22 protein-coding genes and 4 tRNA genes are annotated in these 19,420 nt (G+C 68.6%); 6 read left to right on the forward strand and 20 right to left on the reverse strand.

Going from position 1 to position 19,420, the window contains the following annotated elements; translation table 11 throughout:
• Positions 1 to 193 precede the first annotated feature (193 nt).
• The 6 genes from ACFYPC_RS25035 to ACFYPC_RS25060 all read right to left on the reverse strand — a co-directional run bounded on the left by ACFYPC_RS25035 (position 194) and on the right by ACFYPC_RS25060 (position 4,141).
• Positions 194 to 1,063: a hypothetical protein gene (locus ACFYPC_RS25035; RefSeq protein WP_388680148.1), complete on the reverse strand. Its 870-nt coding sequence runs from the start codon at positions 1,061 to 1,063 to the stop codon at positions 194 to 196.
• A gap of 163 nt (positions 1,064 to 1,226) precedes the next feature.
• Positions 1,227 to 1,952, reverse strand: a complete 726-nt coding sequence (gene rplA / locus ACFYPC_RS25040; RefSeq protein ID WP_385737218.1) for a 50S ribosomal protein L1 — start codon at positions 1,950 to 1,952, stop codon at positions 1,227 to 1,229.
• A 79-nt stretch (positions 1,953 to 2,031) separates the two neighbouring features.
• Positions 2,032 to 2,466: a 50S ribosomal protein L11 gene (gene rplK, locus ACFYPC_RS25045; RefSeq protein ID WP_010986329.1), complete on the reverse strand. Its 435-nt coding sequence runs from the start codon at positions 2,464 to 2,466 to the stop codon at positions 2,032 to 2,034.
• Positions 2,467 to 2,663: 197 nt separating this feature from the next.
• A complete protein-coding gene (gene nusG, locus ACFYPC_RS25050) occupies positions 2,664 to 3,602 on the reverse strand; it encodes a transcription termination/antitermination protein NusG (protein WP_388680151.1) in 939 nt (312 codons plus the stop codon).
• Positions 3,603 to 3,679: 77 nt separating this feature from the next.
• Positions 3,680 to 3,961 carry a preprotein translocase subunit SecE gene (gene secE, locus ACFYPC_RS25055; protein WP_384380355.1) on the reverse strand — a complete coding sequence of 94 codons (282 nt, stop codon included), beginning with the start codon at positions 3,959 to 3,961 and terminating at the stop codon, positions 3,680 to 3,682.
• Positions 3,962 to 4,068: 107 nt separating this feature from the next.
• Positions 4,069 to 4,141, reverse strand: a tRNA-Trp gene (locus ACFYPC_RS25060).
• Between the two features lie 246 nt (positions 4,142 to 4,387).
• On the opposite strand from ACFYPC_RS25060, the gene ACFYPC_RS25065 reads away from it, so the two are divergent.
• Together ACFYPC_RS25065 and ACFYPC_RS25070 are read left to right on the forward strand one after the other, a co-directional pair.
• Positions 4,388 to 5,614: a pyridoxal phosphate-dependent aminotransferase gene (locus tag ACFYPC_RS25065; RefSeq protein WP_388680154.1), complete on the forward strand. Its 1,227-nt coding sequence runs from the start codon at positions 4,388 to 4,390 to the stop codon at positions 5,612 to 5,614.
• 141 nt (positions 5,615 to 5,755) lie between these two features.
• A complete protein-coding gene (locus tag ACFYPC_RS25070; protein WP_388680156.1) occupies positions 5,756 to 6,784 on the forward strand; it encodes an adenosine deaminase in 1,029 nt (342 codons plus the stop codon).
• 4 nt (positions 6,785 to 6,788) lie between these two features.
• On the opposite strand, the gene ACFYPC_RS25075 is transcribed toward ACFYPC_RS25070, so the two are convergent.
• From ACFYPC_RS25075 to ACFYPC_RS25100, 6 genes are all read right to left on the reverse strand, one after another.
• A complete protein-coding gene (locus ACFYPC_RS25075) occupies positions 6,789 to 7,844 on the reverse strand; it encodes a UDP-N-acetylmuramate dehydrogenase (RefSeq protein ID WP_388680159.1) in 1,056 nt (351 codons plus the stop codon).
• A 121-nt stretch (positions 7,845 to 7,965) separates the two neighbouring features.
• Positions 7,966 to 8,394, reverse strand: coding sequence for a MaoC family dehydratase (locus ACFYPC_RS25080; protein ID WP_388680162.1), 429 nt, complete (start codon positions 8,392 to 8,394; stop codon positions 7,966 to 7,968).
• Between the two features lie 2 nt (positions 8,395 to 8,396).
• Complete coding sequence (locus ACFYPC_RS25085) at positions 8,397 to 8,843, reverse strand: MaoC family dehydratase N-terminal domain-containing protein (RefSeq protein ID WP_266831234.1); 447 nt, start codon at positions 8,841 to 8,843, stop codon at positions 8,397 to 8,399.
• Positions 8,844 to 8,999: 156 nt separating this feature from the next.
• A complete protein-coding gene (gene rpmG, locus ACFYPC_RS25090; protein ID WP_004571794.1) occupies positions 9,000 to 9,164 on the reverse strand; it encodes a 50S ribosomal protein L33 in 165 nt (54 codons plus the stop codon).
• An 89-nt stretch (positions 9,165 to 9,253) separates the two neighbouring features.
• Positions 9,254 to 9,326, reverse strand: a tRNA-Met gene (locus tag ACFYPC_RS25095).
• 46 nt (positions 9,327 to 9,372) lie between these two features.
• Positions 9,373 to 9,445, reverse strand: a tRNA-Thr gene (locus tag ACFYPC_RS25100).
• Positions 9,446 to 9,866: 421 nt separating this feature from the next.
• Here ACFYPC_RS25100 and ACFYPC_RS25105 point away from each other — a divergent pair.
• Complete coding sequence (locus ACFYPC_RS25105) at positions 9,867 to 11,111, forward strand: amidohydrolase family protein (RefSeq protein ID WP_388680663.1); 1,245 nt, start codon at positions 9,867 to 9,869, stop codon at positions 11,109 to 11,111.
• Positions 11,112 to 11,187: 76 nt separating this feature from the next.
• Here ACFYPC_RS25105 and ACFYPC_RS25110 read toward each other — a convergent pair whose 3' ends face one another.
• On the reverse strand, positions 11,188 to 12,258 hold the full coding sequence (locus tag ACFYPC_RS25110) for a hypothetical protein (protein WP_388680165.1): 1,071 nt from the start codon (positions 12,256 to 12,258) through the stop codon (positions 11,188 to 11,190).
• A gap of 129 nt (positions 12,259 to 12,387) precedes the next feature.
• Between ACFYPC_RS25110 and ACFYPC_RS25115 the strand changes: the two genes are divergently transcribed.
• The gene (locus ACFYPC_RS25115) at positions 12,388 to 13,044 is read left to right on the forward strand and encodes an SDR family oxidoreductase (protein WP_388680168.1); all 657 of its coding nucleotides are present in this window, start codon (positions 12,388 to 12,390) and stop codon (positions 13,042 to 13,044) included.
• Between the two features lie 65 nt (positions 13,045 to 13,109).
• Here ACFYPC_RS25115 and ACFYPC_RS25120 read toward each other — a convergent pair whose 3' ends face one another.
• Both ACFYPC_RS25120 and ACFYPC_RS25125 read right to left on the reverse strand, forming a co-directional pair.
• On the reverse strand, positions 13,110 to 13,322 hold the full coding sequence (locus ACFYPC_RS25120) for a hypothetical protein (RefSeq protein ID WP_388680171.1): 213 nt from the start codon (positions 13,320 to 13,322) through the stop codon (positions 13,110 to 13,112).
• Positions 13,323 to 13,439: 117 nt separating this feature from the next.
• Positions 13,440 to 13,521, reverse strand: a tRNA-Tyr gene (locus tag ACFYPC_RS25125).
• 201 nt (positions 13,522 to 13,722) lie between these two features.
• Here ACFYPC_RS25125 and ACFYPC_RS25130 point away from each other — a divergent pair.
• Complete coding sequence (locus ACFYPC_RS25130) at positions 13,723 to 14,211, forward strand: YajQ family cyclic di-GMP-binding protein (RefSeq protein ID WP_388680174.1); 489 nt, start codon at positions 13,723 to 13,725, stop codon at positions 14,209 to 14,211.
• Between the two features lie 154 nt (positions 14,212 to 14,365).
• On the opposite strand, the gene ACFYPC_RS25135 is transcribed toward ACFYPC_RS25130, so the two are convergent.
• The gene (locus tag ACFYPC_RS25135) at positions 14,366 to 14,632 is read right to left on the reverse strand and encodes a GlsB/YeaQ/YmgE family stress response membrane protein (protein ID WP_388680177.1); all 267 of its coding nucleotides are present in this window, start codon (positions 14,630 to 14,632) and stop codon (positions 14,366 to 14,368) included.
• A 200-nt stretch (positions 14,633 to 14,832) separates the two neighbouring features.
• On the opposite strand from ACFYPC_RS25135, the gene ACFYPC_RS25140 reads away from it, so the two are divergent.
• Positions 14,833 to 16,128 carry an APC family permease gene (locus tag ACFYPC_RS25140; protein ID WP_388680179.1) on the forward strand — a complete coding sequence of 432 codons (1,296 nt, stop codon included), beginning with the start codon at positions 14,833 to 14,835 and terminating at the stop codon, positions 16,126 to 16,128.
• Positions 16,129 to 16,274: 146 nt separating this feature from the next.
• Here ACFYPC_RS25140 and ACFYPC_RS25145 read toward each other — a convergent pair whose 3' ends face one another.
• The 4 genes from ACFYPC_RS25145 to htpX all read right to left on the reverse strand — a co-directional run bounded on the left by ACFYPC_RS25145 (position 16,275) and on the right by htpX (position 19,339).
• Positions 16,275 to 16,841 carry an SMI1/KNR4 family protein gene (locus ACFYPC_RS25145; protein ID WP_388680182.1) on the reverse strand — a complete coding sequence of 189 codons (567 nt, stop codon included), beginning with the start codon at positions 16,839 to 16,841 and terminating at the stop codon, positions 16,275 to 16,277.
• A gap of 71 nt (positions 16,842 to 16,912) precedes the next feature.
• Positions 16,913 to 18,070 (reverse strand): barstar family protein, encoded by a 1,158-nt coding sequence (locus tag ACFYPC_RS25150; protein ID WP_388680185.1) that lies wholly within the window; start codon positions 18,068 to 18,070, stop codon positions 16,913 to 16,915.
• Between the two features lie 16 nt (positions 18,071 to 18,086).
• Complete coding sequence (locus tag ACFYPC_RS25155) at positions 18,087 to 18,479, reverse strand: YccF domain-containing protein (RefSeq protein WP_388680188.1); 393 nt, start codon at positions 18,477 to 18,479, stop codon at positions 18,087 to 18,089.
• On the reverse strand, positions 18,476 to 19,339 hold the full coding sequence (gene htpX / locus ACFYPC_RS25160) for a zinc metalloprotease HtpX (protein ID WP_388680191.1): 864 nt from the start codon (positions 19,337 to 19,339) through the stop codon (positions 18,476 to 18,478). Before htpX ends, ACFYPC_RS25155 begins: the two co-directional genes overlap by 4 nt.
• Positions 19,340 to 19,420: the final 81 nt, after the last annotated feature.

Genomic DNA, 19,420 nt, shown 5'->3' on the forward strand with positions numbered 1-19,420 from the left:
TCACCTACGCGGGTCGTCCGCAGTTTCAGCGGATCCTTCGGTCACCTTGTCCTCTTGCGAGCACAAGACAACGACCAGCGGTCTTTGGCTTCCTCGGAAGAGTACGTGAACGGTCGCGCGTCAGGCAAATCCGCCTGTAAGCAGTCCTCGACGGCTCAATCCGGCGCGCTCAGGGGGTGGCGCCCCGCGAAGCTCACTGCGTTGCGCCCTGCGACTTCATCAGCTCCTTGAAGTCGGCGGTGTCGCTCGCCGGGGGCTCCTGGGCGGAGACCTGCACGCCGTAGTCGCTGTAGTACGCCGTCGCGGACATCGAGCCGGTCGTCAGCTCGCCCTTCTCGGCCTTCTTGACCAGCAGGTCGTCCCCGTTGATCCAGACGTCGACCGTCTCCGTGGTGACGCCGGCCTGTTCGAGCTGCTCCTTGAGGGCATCGGCGCCCTTGAGATCCGCCACGTTCACCGTGCCCGAGTAGTGCGTGGTCCGCTCGCCCCGCACCTCCTCCTCGCCGACCTTGTGCAGGTCCTCGGAGACGAGCAGGAGCTTGACCGGCGGGAGCGGGGCGGTGTTCGCGAGTTGCTCCTTCAGATACGTCCCCGAGCCTCCCGGGAGGCTTTCCAGGTCGTCGTAGGCGTACTTGATCCAGTGCTTGCCGTGCATCTGGGCCGCGAACTCGTCGCCGACCTTCGCGTAGTAGGCGTCGGGCAGCAGACGGGCCTCCATGGACGCACTGCCCAGTTTCCGCATGGTGTCGGCCAGTTGACCGCCCGTGTAGGTGAGCCGGAGCGTGCCGGTCGAGGCGCCGGCCCAGCCGAGGGCACCGTCCGTCTCCATGGAGAGCATGTCGCCCATGACCGTCGTGGAGGTGATCCTGGCGGAACCCGCCTTGCCGGTGGCCTTCTCGGCGGCCCGCAGCGCGGCCAGTGAACCGGCGTCGGCCCGCTCACTCCCCGCGGGGCTGTCCTCGGCGTGGCTGTCCGAGTCCCCCCAGAAGCCGCACGCGGCCACCGTGGTCAGCGCGGCCATCAGCGCGATCGGGAGTATCCCTCGCCCCACCGTTCTGTGCATCGTCCGTGCCCCCTTGTGCGCCCCGTGAGGTCCACGCTAACTCCGGTGCCCGACACCGGAGGCCGCATCCTCGTGAAACGGCAACGGGCCCCGCACCTCGAAAGGTTGCGGGGCCCGTGTCAGATACGCGTACGCGACGCGGTCACCGGGGTGAGCGGGAGGCTCAGACGGCGGCCGGGTCCTCCTCGACGAGGAGGTTGCGGGTGCGGTTCGGGTCGAGCGGAATGCCGGGGCCGATCGTGGTGCTGATCGCGGCCTTCTTGATGTAGCGACCCTTGGCGGCCGACGGCTTCAGACGAAGGATCTCGTCCAGCGCGGCGCCGTAGTTCTCCACCAGCTTGGTCTCGTCGAACGAGGTCTTGCCGATGATGAAGTGCAGGTTCGAGTGCTTGTCGACACGGAACTCGATCTTGCCGCCCTTGATCTCGGTCACGGCCTTGGCCACGTCCGGGGTCACGGTGCCGGTCTTCGGGTTCGGCATCAGACCACGCGGGCCGAGGACTCGGCCGAGGCGGCCGACCTTGCCCATGAGGTCCGGGGTGGCGACGACGGCGTCGAAGTCCAGACGGCCCTTCGACACCTCGTCGATGAGCTCGTCGGAGCCGACGATGTCGGCGCCCGCGGCGAGTGCGGCCTCGGCACGGTCACCGGTCGCGAAGACCAGGACCCGGGCGGTCTTACCGGTGCCGTGCGGGAGGTTCACGGTGCCACGGACCATCTGGTCGGCCTTGCGCGGGTCGACACCCAGACGGAAGGCGATCTCGACGGTGCCGTCGAACTTCGAGGTGGAGGTCTCCTTGGCGAGACGGACGGCCTCGAGCGGGGCGTAGAGCTTCTCCCGGTCGACCTTGGCGTCCGCAGCGCGGAGAGACTTGCTGCGCTTGCTCACTGCTTCTCCTGATGTGTTCTGAGGAGTCGTGGTGCGGACCGAGCAGGCCCTGCCACGGGGTGTCCTACGAGATTGGGGTTCAGCCCTCGACCGTGATGCCCATGGAACGGGCGGTGCCGGCGATGATCTTCGACGCGGCGTCCAGGTCGTTGGCGTTCAGGTCGGGGAGCTTGGTCGTGGCGATCTCACGGACCTGCGCCTGGGTGATCTTGGCGACCTTGGTCTTGTGCGGCTCGCCGGAGCCCTTCTCGACGCCCGCGGCCTTGAGGATCATCTTGGCGGCCGGCGGAGTCTTGGTGATGAAGGTGAAGGAGCGGTCTTCGTAGACCGTGATCTCCACCGGGATCACCCAGCCACGCTGCGACTCGGTCGCGGCGTTGTAGGCCTTGCAGAACTCCATGATGTTGACGCCGTGCTGACCCAGCGCGGGGCCGACCGGCGGAGCCGGGTTGGCAGCGCCGGCCTGGATCTGGAGCTTGATAAGCCCCGTGACCTTCTTCTTCTTGGGAGGCATTCCGGGTCCTCTTTCGTTTTCGCCTACCTACGTCCGAGACACGCCCGGACGACTGCCTTCAACCGAACCACTGAATCCGACCCGGATGGAGGCATACCGCACAACGATAACGGGTATCCATGCGCGGCCAAAAACCGAGAGGTCAGACGGCTGCGAGAGCCGCCTGACCTGTTCGGAAGACGTACGTCCAGAAGCTGCTAGTTCTTCTGGATCTGGTCGAAGGAGAGCTCGACCGGGGTCTCGCGGCCGAAGATCTCGACGAGGCCCTTGACCTTCTTCGAGTCGGCGTTGATCTCGTTGATGGTCGCCTGGAGCGTGGCGAACGGACCGTCGGTGACGGTGACCGAGTCGCCGACCTCGAAGTCCAGCACCTGGACCTCGAGCTTGCGGGCCGGAGCGGGCCTGCCCTCGGCCTCGGCGGCCTCACGAGCGGCCTTCTCCTCGGCCTCGGGAGCGAGCATCTTGACGATCTCGTCCAGGGTCAGCGGGTACGGGTCGTAGGCGTTGCCCACGAAGCCGGTGACGCCGGGGGTGTTGCGGACCACGCCCCAGGACTCGTTCGTCAGGTCCATGCGCACCAGCACATATCCGGGCAGCTTGTTCTGCCGGACGGTCTTGCGCTCGCCGTTCTTGATCTGCGCGACCTCTTCCTGCGGCACCTCGGCCTGGAAGATGAAGTCCTCGACGTTCAGCGAGACGGCACGCTGTTCGAGGTTGGTCTTCACGCGGTTCTCGTAACCGGCGTACGTGTGGATGACGTACCACTCGCCGGGGAGTGCGCGGAGTTCGTCACGCAGGGCGGCGACGGGATCGACGGGCTCGGGCTCGGCCTCTTCTTCGGCCTCGGCCTCGGCTTCGTCGTCCTCGGCGGCGCGGGCCTCGTCCGAAACGTCTTCGTCCTCGACGGACTCGACGTCACCACCGGACTCGACGTCTCCGCCCGACTCGATGTCACCACCGGACTCGTCCTCGACGTGCAGGGCCGCCTCTTCGGCGGGCTCACCCGCGGCGGCGTCGGCAGCCTCGACCTCGTCAGAGTTCTCGGTGTCCGCGGTGTCCGCGCCCTCCACGATGTCGAGCTCGTCCTCAGCGGACTCGACCGACTCGATGGCGTCGTTCAGGTTCGGGTCAGACACGGTGGCTGCTTCTTCCTGGATACATGGGGGTGGAACACACGAAAGGGGCGCCGGTGACGGCGCCCTTCGCGTTTGGCTCAGCCAAATACGTATTTGGCGGCGTGGTCGAGTCCATAGTCAATCACGGTCACCAGGGCGATCATGATGACGACGAAGACAATGACCACTGTGGTGTACGTCGTCAGCTGATTGCGCGTAGGCCAGACGACCTTGCGCAGCTCCGCGACGATCTGGCGGTAGAAGGTGGCCAGGCGCCGCAGAGGGCCCTTCTTGCCACGCTTGCCGCCCTTGCGAGTCTTCTTATCGGACTCCGGTGCCTCGGCATCAGGCATGTCGATGGAGCCCACGGCGTCCGTCACTCGTCCTCACCTGATTCCGGGTCGTGGCTGCGCCGTGCCCGGCCAGGCCGCACGGCGGTGCTTAGCAGTACGTATTGCGCACACATCCTGGCGAACGGATTGTGTAGCAGGGCCGGAGGGACTTGAACCCCCAACCGCTGGTTTTGGAGACCAGTGCTCTACCAATTGAGCTACGACCCTTTGATTTCCCCAACGTACCGCATCCGCCCGAGTGCTCGGTGTGCACCGGGTGAGTGCGGCCGGTGAAGGCCAACGAGGAGAGAGTGTACGTGCTCCGGGGCCGGTCGTCGAACAGAAAGCGTCCGTAAGGACTTTGATCGCGGAAGATCGTCCAGCCCACCGCCTCGATCCGGACGGATGTCCAGTCGTTGTTCAGTCTGTGAAACCCGCGTGCCGGGGAGGTTTCCGGTCTGAAACGATGGGGCCATGAGCGCTGCAATCCCTCCCACCGAGCGCCGGGTCTCCGCCCGCGTCGGCGCGATCTCCGAGTCCGCCACCCTCGCCGTGGACGCCAAGGCCAAGGCCCTCAAGGCCGCGGGGCGGCCGGTGATCGGCTTCGGCGCCGGTGAACCGGACTTCCCGACCCCGGACTACATCGTCCAGGCCGCCATCGAGGCCTGCTCGAACCCGAAGTACCACCGCTACACGCCGGCCGGCGGCCTGCCCGAGCTGAAGGCCGCGATCGCCGCGAAGACGCTGCGCGACTCCGGCTACGAGGTGGAGGCCGCCCAGGTCCTGGTCACCAACGGCGGCAAGCAGGCCATCTACGAAGCCTTCGCCGCGATCCTCGACCCGGGCGACGAGGTCATCGTCCCGGCGCCCTACTGGACGACGTACCCCGAGTCGATCCGTCTCGCCGGCGGTGTCCCGGTCGACGTCGTGGCCGACGAGACCACCGGCTACCGCGTCACGGTGGAGCAGCTGGAGGCCGCCCGCACCGAGAACACCAAGGTGCTGCTCTTCGTCTCCCCGTCCAACCCGACGGGTGCGGTCTACTCCCGCGAGCAGATCGAGGAGATCGGCCACTGGGCCGCGGAGAAGGGCCTGTGGGTCCTGACCGACGAGATCTACGAGCACCTGGTCTACGGCGAGGCAGAGTTCCACTCCCTGCCGGTGGTGGTGCCCGAGCTGCGCGACAAGTGCATCATCGTGAACGGCGTCGCCAAGACGTACGCCATGACCGGCTGGCGTGTGGGCTGGGTCGTCGGCCCCAAGGACGTCATCAAGGCCGCGACCAACCTCCAGTCGCACGCCACCTCGAACGTCTCGAACGTGGCCCAGGTCGCCGCGCTCGCCGCCGTCTCCGGCGACCTGAAGGCCGTCGAGAAGATGCGCGAGGCCTTCGACCGCCGCCGCAAGACCATGGTGCGCATGCTGAACGAGATCGACGGCGTGCTCTGCCCCGAACCGGAGGGCGCCTTCTACGCGTACCCCTCGGTGAAGGCCCTGCTCGGCAAGGAGATCCGCGGCAAGCGCCCCCAGGACACGGTCGAGCTGGCCGCGCTCATCCTGGAGGAGGCGGAGGTCGCGGTGGTCCCGGGTGAGGCCTTCGGCACTCCGGGATATCTGCGTCTGTCGTACGCACTGGGTGACGAGGACCTCGTCGAGGGCGTCTCGCGCCTCCAGAAGCTGCTGTCCGAGGCCACGGACTGACGTTTTTCGCGCTCCACGCGTGCGGGGCACCCACTTTTCGAAGTGGGTGCCCCGTTTTCTTCGTTAGGGATTCTGTTCGGACAAGCCCACGATCAGGGAAAGCGCTACCGGCACGTCATCCGCGTACGGCAAGATCCGGGGATGGAGCGCGTACGTGATGTAAGTGAACTGCCTAAGGCCCATCTGCACCTGCACTTCACCGGGTCGATGCGGTCCACGACTCTGCTGGAGCTGGCCGACAAGTACGGCGTACGGTTGCCCGACGCTCTGACCAGCGGGGAGCCGCCGAAGCTGCGGGCGACGGACGAGCGCGGCTGGTTCCGGTTCCAGCGACTGTACGACGCGGCGCGGTCCTGCCTCAGAGAGCCCGAGGACATCCAGCGGCTGGTGCGCGAGGCCGCCGAGGAGGACGTGAAGGACGGCTCCGGGTGGCTGGAGATCCAGGTCGACCCGACGTCGTACGCCCCCCGCCTGGGCGGTCTGATCCCGGCCCTCGAGGTCATCCTGGACGCGGTGGACTCGGCCGCGCGGGAGACCGGGCTCGGGATGCGGGTCCTGGTGGCCGCGAACCGTATGAAGCACCCGCTGGACGCCCGCACGCTGGCTCGCCTGGCCGTGCGGTACGCGGACCGCGGCATCGTCGGTTTCGGGCTCTCCAACGACGAACGGCGGGGCATGGCGCGGGACTTCGACCGGGCCTTCGAGATCGCGCGGGAGGGCGGTCTGCTGGCCGCGCCGCACGGCGGCGAGCTGACGGGGCCGGCTTCGGTCCGGGACTGCCTGGACGACCTGCACGCCTCCCGGATCGGTCACGGGGTGCGCGCCGCTGAGGACCCACGGCTGATGAAACGTCTCGCGGACCGCCAGGTGACCTGCGAGGTCTGCCCGGCCTCGAACGTCGCCCTGGGCGTCTACGAAAAGCCGGAGGACGTCCCCCTGCGCACCCTCTTCGAAGCCGGCGTCCCCCTGGCCCTGGGCGCCGATGACCCGCTGCTCTTCGGGTCGCGGCTGGCCGCCCAGTACGAGATCGCCCGCCGGTATCACGACTTCACGGACCCCGAACTGGCCGAACTGGCCCGCCAGTCGATCCGCGCCTCGGCCGCCCCTGAGGACGTACGGGAAAAGCTGCTCGCCGGTGTCGACGAGTGGCTCGCCGGCCCGGTCTCCTGACCTACTAGATGTCCACTCCGACCGTCACCGGCTCGTTGACCAGGGTGATTCCGAAGGTGTCATGTACGCCGGCGACGACCTCGCGGGCGAGGGCGAGGAGGTCTTCGGTGGTGGCCTCGCCGCGGTTGGTGAGGGCCAGGGTGTGCTTGGTGGAGATGCAGGCGGGGCCGTTGCCGTAGCCCTTGGTGAAGCCCGACTTGTCGATGAGCCAGGCCGCGGAGGTCTTGGTGTGCCCGTCGCCCGCAGGGTAGGCGGGTGGTGCGGCCTCGGCGCCGAGTCGCGCCTGCACGCGTGCGTGGAAGGCGGCGAACTCCGCGTCCGTGAGGATCGGGTTGGTGAAGAACGACCCCGCCGACCAGGTGTCGTGGTCCTCGGGGTCGAGCACCATGCCCTTGCCTGAGCGCAGCTTCAGGACGGTCTCCCGGGCCTTTTCCAGCGGTACGCGGTCGCCGGGTTCGACGCCCAGCGCGCGGGCCGTCTCGGCGTACCGGACGGGCGCGCTGAGGCCTTCCGCGTCCTCCAGCTCGAAGCGGACGCGGAGCACCACATGGCGCTCGGGGTCGGACTTGAAGCGGCTGTGGCGGTACGAGAAGGCGCACTCGGCGTTCGTCAGCGTGACCGTCTCGCGCGTCTTCCTGTCGTACGCGATCACTTCGGTGATGGTCGACGACACTTCCTGGCCGTACGCGCCCACGTTCTGGATCGGTGTCGCACCCGCGGAGCCGGGGATGCCCGCGAGGCATTCGACGCCGGCGAGGCCGGCCTCGACGGTGCGGGCGACCGCGTCGGTCCACACCTCGCCCGCGGCGAGCTCCAGCCGCCCGCCGTCGAGTTCGAAGCCGCTCGTCGCGATCCGCAGGGCGGTCCCGGCGAATCCCTTGTCGCCGATGACCAGGTTGGATCCGCCGCCGATCACCAGCAAGGGCGTTCCGGCGTCGTCGGCCTCGCGAACGGCGGCGATCACCTCGGCGTCGGTCGTGGCGGTGATCAGCCGGGTCGCCGGACCCCCGAGCCTGAAGGTGGTCAGCGGGGCGAGCGGGGCGTCATGGAGTACCTGCACGGGCTCAAGACTACGAGAAGGAGCGGTGACACCTGGCCAGCCGTACATCGGGAAGGGGCAGCCGCACGTAAGGGGCGCCCGCCACTGCCGACGCCCCTTACCCAAGTCGCCTACGCCGGCCTCAGGACAGCCGTACGACCGCCCGTGACATGCCCAGCACCTTCTGGCCGGCGCTGGTCGCGACGAGGTCGACGCGGACGGTGTTGTCGTCGAGCTTGGCGCCGATCTTGGCGCTGACCTCGACGGTCGCGCCCTTGTCGTCGTTCGGGACGACGACCGGCTTGGTGAAGCGGACGCCGTACTCGACGACCGCGCCCGGGTCGCCGGCCCAGTCGGTGACGACGCGGATCGCCTCGGCCATGGTGAACATGCCGTGCGCGATGACGTCGGGAAGCCCGACCTCGACCGCGAACTTCTCGTTCCAGTGGATCGGGTTGAAGTCCCCGGAGGCGCCCGCGTAGCGCACGAGCGTGGCCCGGGTCACGGGGAAGGACCGGGCCGGCAACTCGGTGCCGACCTCGACGTCCTCATACGCGATCTTCGCCGTCATGATCAGCCCTCCGCCCGCGCCACGAGCTTGGTGATCGCGGTCACCACGTGCTCGCCCGCCTCGTCGTGGACCTCACCGCGGATGTCCAGGATGTCGTTGCCCGCCATGGACTTGATCGCCTCGATGGTCGAGGTGACCGTGAGCCGGTCACCCGCACGCACCGGGCGGCTGTAGGCGAACTTCTGGTCGCCGTGCACGACGCGGCTGTAGTCGAGCCCCAGTTGGGGGTCCTCGATGACCTGCCCCGCGGCCTTGAAGCTGATCGCGAAGACGAAGGTCGGCGGGGCGATCACGTCCGGGTATCCGAGCGCCTTGGCGGCCTCCGGGTCCGTATAGGCCGGGTTGGTGTCCCCCACGGCCTCCGCGAACTCGCGGATCTTCTCCCGTCCGACCTCGTAGGGATCGGTGGGCGGATAAGACCGCCCGACGAAGGACTGGTCGAGCGCCATGGGCTCGGCACCTCCTGGCTTTCAGCCGGTGAAACGAAACGAACGCTGTGCGACGAACGCTGTGCGACGAACGACGAACGCTGGTGCGGCGAACACCGCGTAACGACGCGAGGCCGCCCCCCGCGAAGGGGACGGCCTCGTGTACGAGCCTGAAACTTATCGCGTTTCGCGGTGCGCGGTGTGCGCGTTGCAACGCGGGCAGTGCTTCTTCATCTCCAGTCGGTCCGGGTCGTTGCGCCGGTTCTTCTTGGTGATGTAGTTCCGCTCCTTGCACTCCACGCAGGCCAGCGTGATCTTCGGGCGGACGTCGGTGGCAGCCACAGGAGTGCTCCTTGACGAAACAGATAGGACGATTAACGCATAGAAGAGTAGCCGATCGAAGGACCGACCCCACAATCGGCTACTGTCAGTAGCGGTGACCGGACTTGAACCGGTGACACAGCGATTATGAGCCGCTTGCTCTACCGACTGAGCTACACCGCTGAGATGCGATCGGTTCCCGCCTTGCGACAGGAACCTCCCACACCAGAGCCCCAATACGGAATCGAACCGTAGACCTTCTCCTTACCATGGAGACGCTCTACCGACTGAGCTATTGGGGCGAGCGATGAAGACATTACACGGTCGGCCGCCGATCGCCCAAATCCGTTTCGCGGCAACCGCCCCGGCCTGTTCCTCGCTGGTCCGCAGGCGTCCCCGCGGGCCTCTGACGCACCAGAAAACCACAGAGGAACCACAGCGGTGATCCTCACCGTCAGGCCTGCTGATCGGCATCGGCACACCAGTTGATCCTCATCGCCATGCCTGTTCGTCCGGCCAGTCGATCTTTACGGCCCGTCGGCCTGCACCCTCGGCCTTCTCTCCCTGACGGACCACACCAATACGACTATTTCGCTCCTCCCCGATGCGGGCGGGTCGCCACCCTAGGCTCGGCTCACGCTGTGTGATCTTGCGTCTCACTCTCCGCAGTTATCCATTCCGCAGCCGCCCCCGAGCCCCAGGAGCGCGATGCCCGACAGTCCGATGTCCGACAGTCAGCCGCAGCCGCCCCACCCCTCGTCCTCGGCGTCAGGAGCTACACCTGCCGACACGGCTGCCCTCCTGCTGTGCGGGGCACGGCTCACCGACGGCCGGACCGTGGACGTACGGCTGGGCGGCGGGCGCATCGAGGCGGTCGGTACCGCCGGGAGCCTCAGCGCGCACACCGCACGCGTGGACCTGAGCGGCTACCTCCTGCTCCCGGCCCCGGCCGAGCCGCACGCCCACGGCGACACGGCTCTGACCGCCGAAGGCGACGGCCCCGCCTCTTACGACGCGGAGGAGGTCCAGCGCCGTGCCACCGAGGCCGCGTTGCTGCAACTCGGGCACGGGGCCACGGCACTGCGCTCACACGTGCATGTCGGCGACGTACAGGGGCTCGACGCGCTGGCCGCGGTGCTCCAGGCGCGGCGGTCGCTGCGCGGACTCACCGAGCTGACCGCGGTGGCGATGCCTCGGCTGCTGACCGGGATCGCCGGGGCGGACGGGCTCGCGATGCTGCGGGACGCGGTGAAAATGGGCGCCTCCGTGGTCGGCGGATGCCCGGACGCCGACCCCGATCCGACGGGGTACGTCGAGGCTGTCCTGGAGCTCGCCTCCGAGCACGGCTGCCCGGTAGACCTGCACACGGACGCCGACGACCCCGCCCGGCTCGGACGGCTCGCGGCGATGGCGGGCGGCCTGCGCCCCGGAGTGACACTCGGTCCATGCGGCGGACTCGGCCGGCTGCCCGCCGAGGTCGCCTCCCGCGCCGCCGAGCAACTCGCCGCTGCGGGAGTGACCGTCGTGTGTCTGCCGCAGGGCGGCTGCGGGCCCGTGGACCGCCGCATGGCCGCTCCCGTAAGGCTGTTGCGTGCGGCCGGAGTCCGGGTCGCCGCGGGCAGCGGCGCCCTGCGCGACGTGGCCAATCCGGTGGGACGCGGCGACCCGCTGGAGGCCGCCTATCTGCTGGCCTCGCGAGAGGGGCTGCGGCCCGAGGACGCGTACGACGCCGTGAGTTCCGTCGCCAGGACCGTCCTCGGGCTACCCGAAGTACGCGTGGAGGCGGGATTTCCCGCCGAGTTGCTCGCCGTACGCGGGGACCGGCTCGCGGGTGCGCTGTCGCTGGCGTACAGCCGGATCGTGGTGCACCGGGGGCGCGTGGTGGCGCGGACCAGCGCGGTGCGGGAGTACTGCAACTCGGCGGCGGGATTGGACCTGCCGCGGCAGGGGCGGGGGGAGCCGTCTTGACGGAGGCCGGGTGAGGGGAGGGGTGGGAGGGCTACCCGCGCGCGCCCGCCCACTCGCCCGTCGGTGCAACCGGTGTTCAGAACTCGCCGCCGCCCAACAGACCACCGACGGCGAGCGGGCTGCCGCCAGGCACCATGTCCCCGGGGATCTCAGTGGCCCCCGCCGGCGCGCTGACGTCGCCCGCCTCGGTGAACTTCATGACCAGCGGGAGCTTGGTGCCCTTCGGGGCGTCAGCGAGGGCGGCTAGGTCGACCTCGACCTGGGTCAGGTCGCCATTTTTCAGCGTGAGGTCGACCGCGACCTTCTTGTTCGGGGCGTCCTTCAGGTCCTTGGCGGTGGGGAGTTCGGCGCCCGGCGGAAGCTCGCCCTCCAACGGCCCGAGCTTGTCGACGATTCCGGTGATCAGGTCACGGAAGTTGGCCTTGGCGCTGATGTGTTCGGTGCCGTCGCCGCCGTCCTTCGCGCTGAGGGTGACCTCGCGCGCGAAGACACCGCGTACGGCATCGATGATCTTCTGCTGGGTCTTGGCATCGATCCCGGCGGTCTCGTCGACGCCACCCGAGGACGACTCGGACCTCTGGGCCTCCCCCAGGGCACTGGTGTCCATCTTGACCCACTCGCCCTCAAGTACCTTCCTGAACTCCTTCTCGCTCTCGGGGAGTTGCTCGGCCGTAGGCATGGGCATACCCATGGCCTCGCCGAGCGCCTTCATGTCGGCGCGGTAGTACGTGAAGTCGCCGACGACCCGGTACTCGGCCAGGACGCCTTCGGAGCCCTCGATCCTGACGCTCGTACCGACGAGATCCTTCTCACCCGAATCCGCCAACGGCTTCCTGGACTTGACGGAAACCTCGACCCGCAGCCCCGCCAGCAACTTCGCGAACTCCGGCGGCAACTCCTCCTCGGAACCGGCCCCGCCCGCCAGCGCCGTGAGCGCGTCGGAACCGGCGGCCAGATCCAACTCGAAGGCCAGCGACTTCTGTTCGCCGAGCCGGTCAACGGCCTGGTCCACCTTCTGGCCTGCGGTGAGATTCTGAACCGTGCCACAGGCGGCTGCCGTGGCGAGCAGAACGGCGGCGCTGCCGGCCGCGATGACGGTCTTGCCCACGACGGTCTTGCGTACGGCGGACTTGCGTATGGCGGTCATGACGTTCCCCTTACGACGCAGCGCGACTGGCACGACGTCCCCCTTGTTCACAGTGATCACCCATGTGACCCACGAGTCGTCCACAGGGTTGTGCGGCGAACGCGTCCATCCGGGCGTACGGTCGGAAACATGCGCATTGTTATCGCTGGAGGTCATGGTCAGATCGCGCTGCGGCTGGAGCGACTGCTCGCCGCTCGCGGTGACGAGGTCGCGGGGATCATCCGCCGCGCCGAACAGAGCGACGACCTGCGGGCGGCCGGCGCCGAGCCGGTCGTGTGCGACCTGGAGTCCGCCTCGCTGGAGGAGGTCACCGCGCACTTGCAGGGTGCGGACACGGCCGTCTTCGCGGCGGGAGCGGGGCCGGGCAGCGGCGCGGGCCGCAAGAACACGGTGGACCGGGACGCAGCCGTCCTGTTCGCGGACGCGGCGGAACGCGCGGGTGTACGCCGTCACATCGTCGTCTCCTCAATGGGCGCGGACTCCTCGCACCCGGGCGACGACATCTTCGACGTCTACCTACGCGCCAAGGGCGAGGCCGACGAATACGTACGCAGCCGTGCTGCCCTGGACTGGACGATCCTGCGCCCGGGCAGCCTGATCGACGACGCCGGCACCGGCCTCGTACGCCTGGAGGCCTCCACCGGCCGCGGCCCGATTCCACGCGACGACGTCGCCGCGGTCCTGGCCGAGCTGGTGGACACACCGGCGACGGTCGGCCTGACGCTGGAACTGGTCAGCGGTTCGACCCCGATCTCGGTGGCGGTCAAGTCGGTGGCGGGGAACTAGGAGAACCGGGGAGACAGGTGTCAGGACCTGAGGTCACGACCACAGCAGGTCATGCCCTGTGGTGGTCAGAACAGGGGCAGCTGGCCGGCGAACTCAGGAACCGCGTACCCGTCCAGCGCCGGCTGAGCAGCCCCGAGCTCCGCCTGCCTGCGTGACCCCGGGCACGAGACCAGCTCCCCGCTCCCCCGCGCACCCGGTGGATCATGCCGAGCGAACCGCCCCGCGACAACGGCGATCTCCCGACGGCACTCGGGGCAGTTCCTACGACGCGAAGACATGACATCAGTGTGCCCGCCACGACTGACAATCCGCCTGCTCCCCGCTCGCGCGTGAGCGCATGACAGAGGCCCCGTGACCTGCGTAGAGGGCAGGTCACGGGGCCTTTGTTTCCCATGTGGCGGCGCGTGGATTCGAACCACGGAAGGCTAAGCCGGCAGATTTACAGTCTGCTCCCTTTGGCCGCTCGGGCACACCGCCAGGGTTTGCTGCCGGGAGGACCGTTTTTGACGGTGCTCTGTGGCAACGACGTAAACGATACCCGATGACCGAGGGTGCTTCGCCACCCGATTGATCGGCCCCCGGAGGGAAGGGGGTGGCTAGGCTTATGCGGATGCGGCCGGGGACCACGCCGGGCTCGACGGCCGCCCCTACGCACCCCGATACAAGGAGCCACAGGACATGGCCGACTCCAGTTTCGACATCGTCTCGAAGGTCGAGCGGCAGGAGGTCGACAACGCCCTCAACCAGACCGCCAAGGAGATCTCGCAGCGCTTCGACTTCAAGAACGTGGGCGCCTCCATCTCCTGGTCCGGCGAGAAGATCCTCATGGAGGCGAACACCGAGGAGCGGGTCAAAGCCATCCTCGACGTGTTCGAGACCAAGCTGGTCAAGCGCGGCATCTCGCTGAAGACGCTGGACGCCGGTGAGCCGCAGCTCTCCGGCAAGGAGTACAAGATCTTCGCTTCGATCGAGGAGGGCATCTCCCAGGAGAACGCGAAGAAGGTGGCGAAGATCATTCGGGACGAGGGCCCGAAGGGCGTCAAGGCTCAGGTGCAGGGCGAGGAACTGCGCGTCAGCTCGAAGAGCCGCGACGACCTGCAGGCCGTCCAGGCACTGCTCAAGGGCAAGGACTTCGACTTCGCCCTGCAGTTCGTGAACTACCGGTAGTCCTCACCGCCCCTGCTGCGCCCACCAGCGGCAGCAGTTACTTCGTCCACTGACGGCAGTGGTCGGCTTGCCGCGCTTTGGAGAAGGGTGGGCACCCGGAGTCCTTCGGGTGCCCACCCTTCTCACCTGCTGGCTGCGGCCTTTGGGTACGCGCTCAGCGGCGTGAGTCGCCGAACAGAATGCGGTAGAGAACCAGCAGCACGAGCGAGCCGCCGATCGCGGCGGCCCAGGTGGCACCGTCGTAGAACTGCTTGGTGATGGGGTGGTCCAGCCAGCGGGCGGAGATCCAGCCGCCTATGAAGGCGCCCGCGACGCCGATGATCGTCGTTCCGATGAAGCCGCCCGGGTCCCGGCCCGGCAGCAGGAATTTGGCGATGGCCCCGGCCAACAGTCCCAGAATGATCCAGCTGATGATTCCCATGCCGTGAACCTGCCTCTCCGTACTGTGCCTGCGCTGTACCCCTGCTTCGGCCAGGCGGTGCTCATGCCCTGCTGTGCTGCCGCGGTGTCTTGATGCTCCACTGCACTCAAGCCGCTGGTCGCGCGCGTGTTGGCGGCTTGTTGCCGTGGAGGACGCCTTGTCGACGCCGCTCGGTTGCACCGATCAGTAGGGTGCGGCGCATGACATATTCCGGTGCGAGACCGCCCGGCGGCCAGGAGGGCGGCAATTTGCAGGCCGGTGCCGAACTGCGCCGGACGCTCGGTTTCGGGGACGCGGTGGTCATCGGTCTCGGGGCGATGGTCGGTGCCGGGATCTTCGCGGCGCTGGGCCCCGCGGCGCGGGCGGCCGGGTCCGGGCTGTTGCTCGGCCTTGCGGTCGCCGCCGTGGTCGCCTACTGCAACGCGATGTCCTCGGCCCGGCTCGCCGCCCTGTACCCCGCCTCGGGCGGGACATATGTGTACGGACGCGAGCGGCTGGGAGACTTCTGGGGATACCTGGCGGGCTGGTCGTTCGTCGTCGGCAAGACAGCCTCCTGTGCGGCGATGGCGCTCACCGTGGGCACGTACGTCTGGCCGGGACAGGCGCACGCGGTGGCAGTCGCGGCCGTGGTGGCCCTGACCGCGGTGAACTACGGCGGCGTACAGAAGTCGGCCTGGCTGACGCGGGCGATCGTGGCAGTGGTCCTCGCGGTCCTCGCTTCCGTGGTGGTCGTGTGCCTCGGATCGGGCGCCTCCGACTCCGAGCGACTGGGCGTCGGGCTCTCCGCCGGCGCGGGCGGGGTGCTTCAGGCGGCCGGGCTGCTGTTCTTCGCGTTCGCGGGATACGCACGGATCGCGACCCTCGGTGAGGAGGTGCGGGATCCTGCGCGCACCATCCCGCGCGCCATCCCGGTGGCTCTGGGTATCGCGCTCGTGGTGTACGCGGCGGTGGCGGTAGCCGTCCTTTCCGTGCTGGGGTCGGGTGGAGTCGGGCAGGCCACGGCGCCGCTGGCCGACGCGGTGCGGGCGGCCGGTGTACCAGGGCTCGTGCCGGTGGTGCGGGTGGGTGCTGCGGTGGCCGCGCTCGGCTCACTCCTCGCCCTGATCCTCGGCGTCTCGCGGACGACGCTGGCCATGGCCCGTGATCACCATCTGCCGGGCGCCTTGGCCGCCGTACATCCGCGCTTCCAGGTACCGCACCGGGCAGAGCTGGCCGTGGGCGCGGTGGTCGCCGTGCTGGCCGCGACAGTGGATGTACGGGGTGCCATCGGCTTCTCCTCCTTCGGTGTGTTGGCGTACTACGCGGTGGCGAACGCCTCGGCCTGGACGTTGGATTCGGCTCCGCTGTCCCGGGTGGCGCCGCTGGTCGGGCTCGTCGGGTGCGTGACACTGGCGTTCGCGCTGCCCGGGGTTTCCGTGGTGTCGGGTTCGGCTGTGCTGGCGGCGGGGGCTGCGGCCTACGGCGTACGGCGATGGGCGGGCAGCAGGCAGGAGTAGCGGCGGCAGTGGCAGCGGGCTTCCGACCGGCGGCGGGCGCTGCCGGCGGGTGCAGCTGGCTTGAGGGGTCCGGTTGGAGGCGGCGGCGGCGCCTCCGTGACACGGGCAGCGAAGCCGCATGACCGACCGCCGTTCCTTGAGCGGCGCTACGAAGCTCGTGGCGCCGCCGTGCGTATGCGGAAGTCGGGCCATGGGGCCATGTCCAAGTCGTCGGTGGATTCCTCGTACCAACCGGTGCCGTCGAGCCAGGTGTGCAGCCACGTCGCCAGGTCGGGCGCGTCCACGAACCAGGCGTGGTCGGCTTCGTCCGCGTTCGGCTCGAAGAGGAGGACTGGGCCGTCCGGATTCTGGCAGTCCACGCAGGCGTACATTCCGCAGCCCCAGTGGGATATCGGCAGGACACCCTCGGGCCAGGGCCAGTCCGGGTCCTTGCGTCCGCTCTTTCTGTTGGCGAGGTACTGCGGTACGGCGGCGGGTTCACCGGACGCAGCGCCGTCGAGCAAGGGCAACAGGCCGTACTCCGGGCCGAATCCGCCGTCCCCTATACGCAGGTAGAGCGTGGCGAGCAGCGCCGGCAGTGGGAAGCCGAGGGCGGCTTCGGCACGTGTGACGGCAGCTGTGTCCACGGGCTCCGGGAGCGAAGGCCAGCCCCACGGGCGGGTGTTGCGGGCCCCTTCCGCCACCTTCTGCAGCAACTGCTCGATTTCGGTCATGGGTTCATGATGCAGCGCGCCACTGACAATCGGGCAGCCTGTGGATAACCCTCAGGCACCGCCCCGCGCCGTCAGGCGAGACGGACGTCGATGTGTTTTTCGGCGAAGAAGGCGAGCAGTTCCTCGAAGGTCACCGGGCGGTAGTCGGTGTGCGGGGTGACGCCGAGGCAGGCGCGGGCGATGTCCGCGTCGTGCCAGACGAGACTGAAGGGTGCGTGGGCGCCCCAGCGTCCGCGGAGGCAGTCGTTGAGGGCGTCGAGGCCCCAGCCGAAGTATCCGCCGGGCCCGTTCACGGCTTCGCCGATCGCGCAGAAGAATCCGTGCGCGTCCGTGATGTGGCGGCCGTCGAGGTGATAGGCGGTGCCGGGAGGTCTGTCGGGCTCGCCGTATGTGTGGTTCGTGAGAGCCGTGCGGAGCCAGAACTCGCGGCCTTCAGCACTGCATTGCGCCCACAGGTTGGGCTCGGACAGGCGTCCGGCCCACCACAGGTCCCAGACCTCGGGGGCCACGGTCGGTGGACGCTCCGACCAGGGTTCGAGGGTGAGGTCGACCAGGCCTCGGCCGCGCGCCGACGGGATCCACGCGGTGAGTTCGCCCTCGACGGCCGCCTGCACGGTGCGGCCGTGCGCGTCGAGTCGCAGCACCTTGGCGTGTCCCAGGTCCTCCTCACCCGCGTCCAGTGCCGCGCGCAGCGCTCCGCTCGGGGAGCAGCCGAGCAGCCGCAGCGACGGCGTCGGCGTTTCGGGCGGCCCGGTGCGGATGTACGCCAGGTCCTTGCAGGTGCCCCAGTGCCGGTTCTCCGCGCCGGACAAGCGGTAACCCGGGGAGAGCGGCGGGCGCTGGGGGTAGTCGGACGCGTTGTCGACGGACTCCGAGGCTTCCACGGTGATGTCGCGGAGCGTCAGGTCACGCGCGCACGGGCGGTCGTCGATGACACGCGCGTAGTCCAGTTCCCACTCGACGACGCGCTCTCCCTTCTTGTCCAGGACCTCCAGGACGAGAAGGCCGAGCGGAGCCGAACCGTCGGCACGCGTGCGCGTGAGGGCGGTCCGCAGCTCGCCTTCCAGGGCGCATCCGAGCAGCTCGTACGTCCCTCGCTCGGGACGGGGCGGATCGCTGAAGAGTCCCTCGGCCTCCGCGCACGTCGCCCACGGCTCCGCGTAGCCGTCCTCGCCGTTGAACTCGGCTTCGGCGTCGTAGGAAAGCAGTAGGTACTTCGGCGGCTCCACCCCCCGGGCCCGCCCGCTAGCGGGTCGCGAACGGCTGGTCCGTGCGCACGATTTCGCGTCCCAGAGGGAGCAGCGATACGGGGATGAGCTTGAAGTTGGCGATGCCGAACGGGATGCCGATGATCGTGAGGCACAGGGCGACGCCGGTGACGATGTGGGCGAGGGCGAGCCACCAGCCGGCGAGCACCAGCCACAGGACGTTGCCGACGCAGGACGGTGCGCCCGCGTCGGAGCGCTCCACCGTCGTATAGCCGAAGGGCCACAAAGCGTAGACGCCGATTCGGAACGCGGCGATGCCGAACGGGATCCCGATGATGGTGACGCACAGCAGCGCGCCCGCCAACACATACCCCAGGAACAGCCAGAAGCCGCTCAGGACGAGCCAGATGACGTTCAGGATTGTCTTCACTGGTGGTGGCCTGCCATCTTCTCGAGCCGGGCGATGCGCTCCGCCATGGGCGGGTGCGTGGAGAACATCTTCGACATGCCCTGTCCGGGGCGGAACGGGTTCGCGATCATCATGTGGCTTGCGGTCTCGATGCGCGGCTCGGGAGGCAGCGGCAGTTGCTTGGTGCCCGCGTCGAGCTTGCGCAGGGCGCTGGCGAGGGCGAGGGGGTCGCCGGTGAGCTGGGCACCGGACGCGTCCGCCTCGTACTCCCTGGAGCGGCTGATGGCGAGCTGGATGAGGGACGCGGCGAGCGGGCCCAGGATCATAATCATCAGCATGCCCAGGATGCCGGGTCCGTCATCATCGTTCGAGCGGCCGATCGGGATCAGCCAGGCGAAGTTGACCAGGAACATGATCACGGAGGCGAGGGCGCCGGCGACCGACGAGATCAGGATGTCCCGGTTGTAGACGTGGCTGAGTTCGTGGCCGATGACGCCGCGCAGTTCCCGCTCGTCGAGGATGCGCAGGATGCCTTCGGTGCAGCACACGGCTGCGTTGCGCGGGTTGCGGCCCGTGGCGAACGCGTTCGGGGCCTCCGTCGGTGAGATGTACAGGCGTGGCATGGGCTGGCGGGCCTGAGTGGAGAGGTCGCGGACTGTGCGGTACAGCGCGGGGGCCTCGAACTCGCTCACCGGGCGCGCACGCATCGCGCGTAGAGCCAGTTTGTCGCTGTTCCAGTACGCGTAGGCGTTCGTGCCGATCGCGATGACCAGGGCGATGACGAGGCCGGTGCGCCCGAAGAAGCTGCCGATGACGATGATGAGTGCGGACAGTCCCCCGAGGAGAACGGCGGTCCTGAGCCCGTTGTGCCGGCGGTGCACGGTACGCCCTCCAAATGGTGCCGCAGGGGAACCCTCTGCCTACTGATGCTCTGCTTCCACTCTTCAGTGGACCCTCCCGTA

Source organism: Streptomyces sp. NPDC005808 (assembly GCF_042871385.1).
In the GTDB taxonomy this organism is placed as follows: Bacteria; Actinomycetota; Actinomycetes; order Streptomycetales; family Streptomycetaceae; genus Streptomyces.

Excerpts from the sequence above, each read along its gene's own strand:
- ACFYPC_RS25035 (WP_388680148.1), bottom strand. The coding sequence starts at position 1,063 with ATGCACAGAACGGTGGGGCGAGGGATACTCCCGATCGCGCTGATGGCC.
- rplK (WP_010986329.1), bottom strand. The coding sequence starts at position 2,466 with ATGCCTCCCAAGAAGAAGAAGGTCACGGGGCTTATCAAGCTCCAGATC.
- ACFYPC_RS25065 (WP_388680154.1), top strand. The coding sequence starts at position 4,388 with ATGAGCGCTGCAATCCCTCCCACCGAGCGCCGGGTCTCCGCCCGCGTC.
- ACFYPC_RS25070 (WP_388680156.1), top strand. The coding sequence starts at position 5,756 with ATGGAGCGCGTACGTGATGTAAGTGAACTGCCTAAGGCCCATCTGCAC.
- ACFYPC_RS25080 (WP_388680162.1), bottom strand. The coding sequence starts at position 8,394 with ATGACGGCGAAGATCGCGTATGAGGACGTCGAGGTCGGCACCGAGTTG.
- ACFYPC_RS25085 (WP_266831234.1), bottom strand. The coding sequence starts at position 8,843 with ATGGCGCTCGACCAGTCCTTCGTCGGGCGGTCTTATCCGCCCACCGAT.
- ACFYPC_RS25105 (WP_388680663.1), top strand. The coding sequence starts at position 9,867 with ATGTCCGACAGTCAGCCGCAGCCGCCCCACCCCTCGTCCTCGGCGTCA.
- ACFYPC_RS25110 (WP_388680165.1), bottom strand. The coding sequence starts at position 12,258 with ATGACCGCCATACGCAAGTCCGCCGTACGCAAGACCGTCGTGGGCAAG.
- ACFYPC_RS25115 (WP_388680168.1), top strand. The coding sequence starts at position 12,388 with ATGCGCATTGTTATCGCTGGAGGTCATGGTCAGATCGCGCTGCGGCTG.
- ACFYPC_RS25120 (WP_388680171.1), bottom strand. The coding sequence starts at position 13,322 with ATGTCTTCGCGTCGTAGGAACTGCCCCGAGTGCCGTCGGGAGATCGCC.
- ACFYPC_RS25130 (WP_388680174.1), top strand. The coding sequence starts at position 13,723 with ATGGCCGACTCCAGTTTCGACATCGTCTCGAAGGTCGAGCGGCAGGAG.
- ACFYPC_RS25135 (WP_388680177.1), bottom strand. The coding sequence starts at position 14,632 with ATGGGAATCATCAGCTGGATCATTCTGGGACTGTTGGCCGGGGCCATC.
- ACFYPC_RS25140 (WP_388680179.1), top strand. The coding sequence starts at position 14,833 with ATGACATATTCCGGTGCGAGACCGCCCGGCGGCCAGGAGGGCGGCAAT.
- ACFYPC_RS25145 (WP_388680182.1), bottom strand. The coding sequence starts at position 16,841 with ATGACCGAAATCGAGCAGTTGCTGCAGAAGGTGGCGGAAGGGGCCCGC.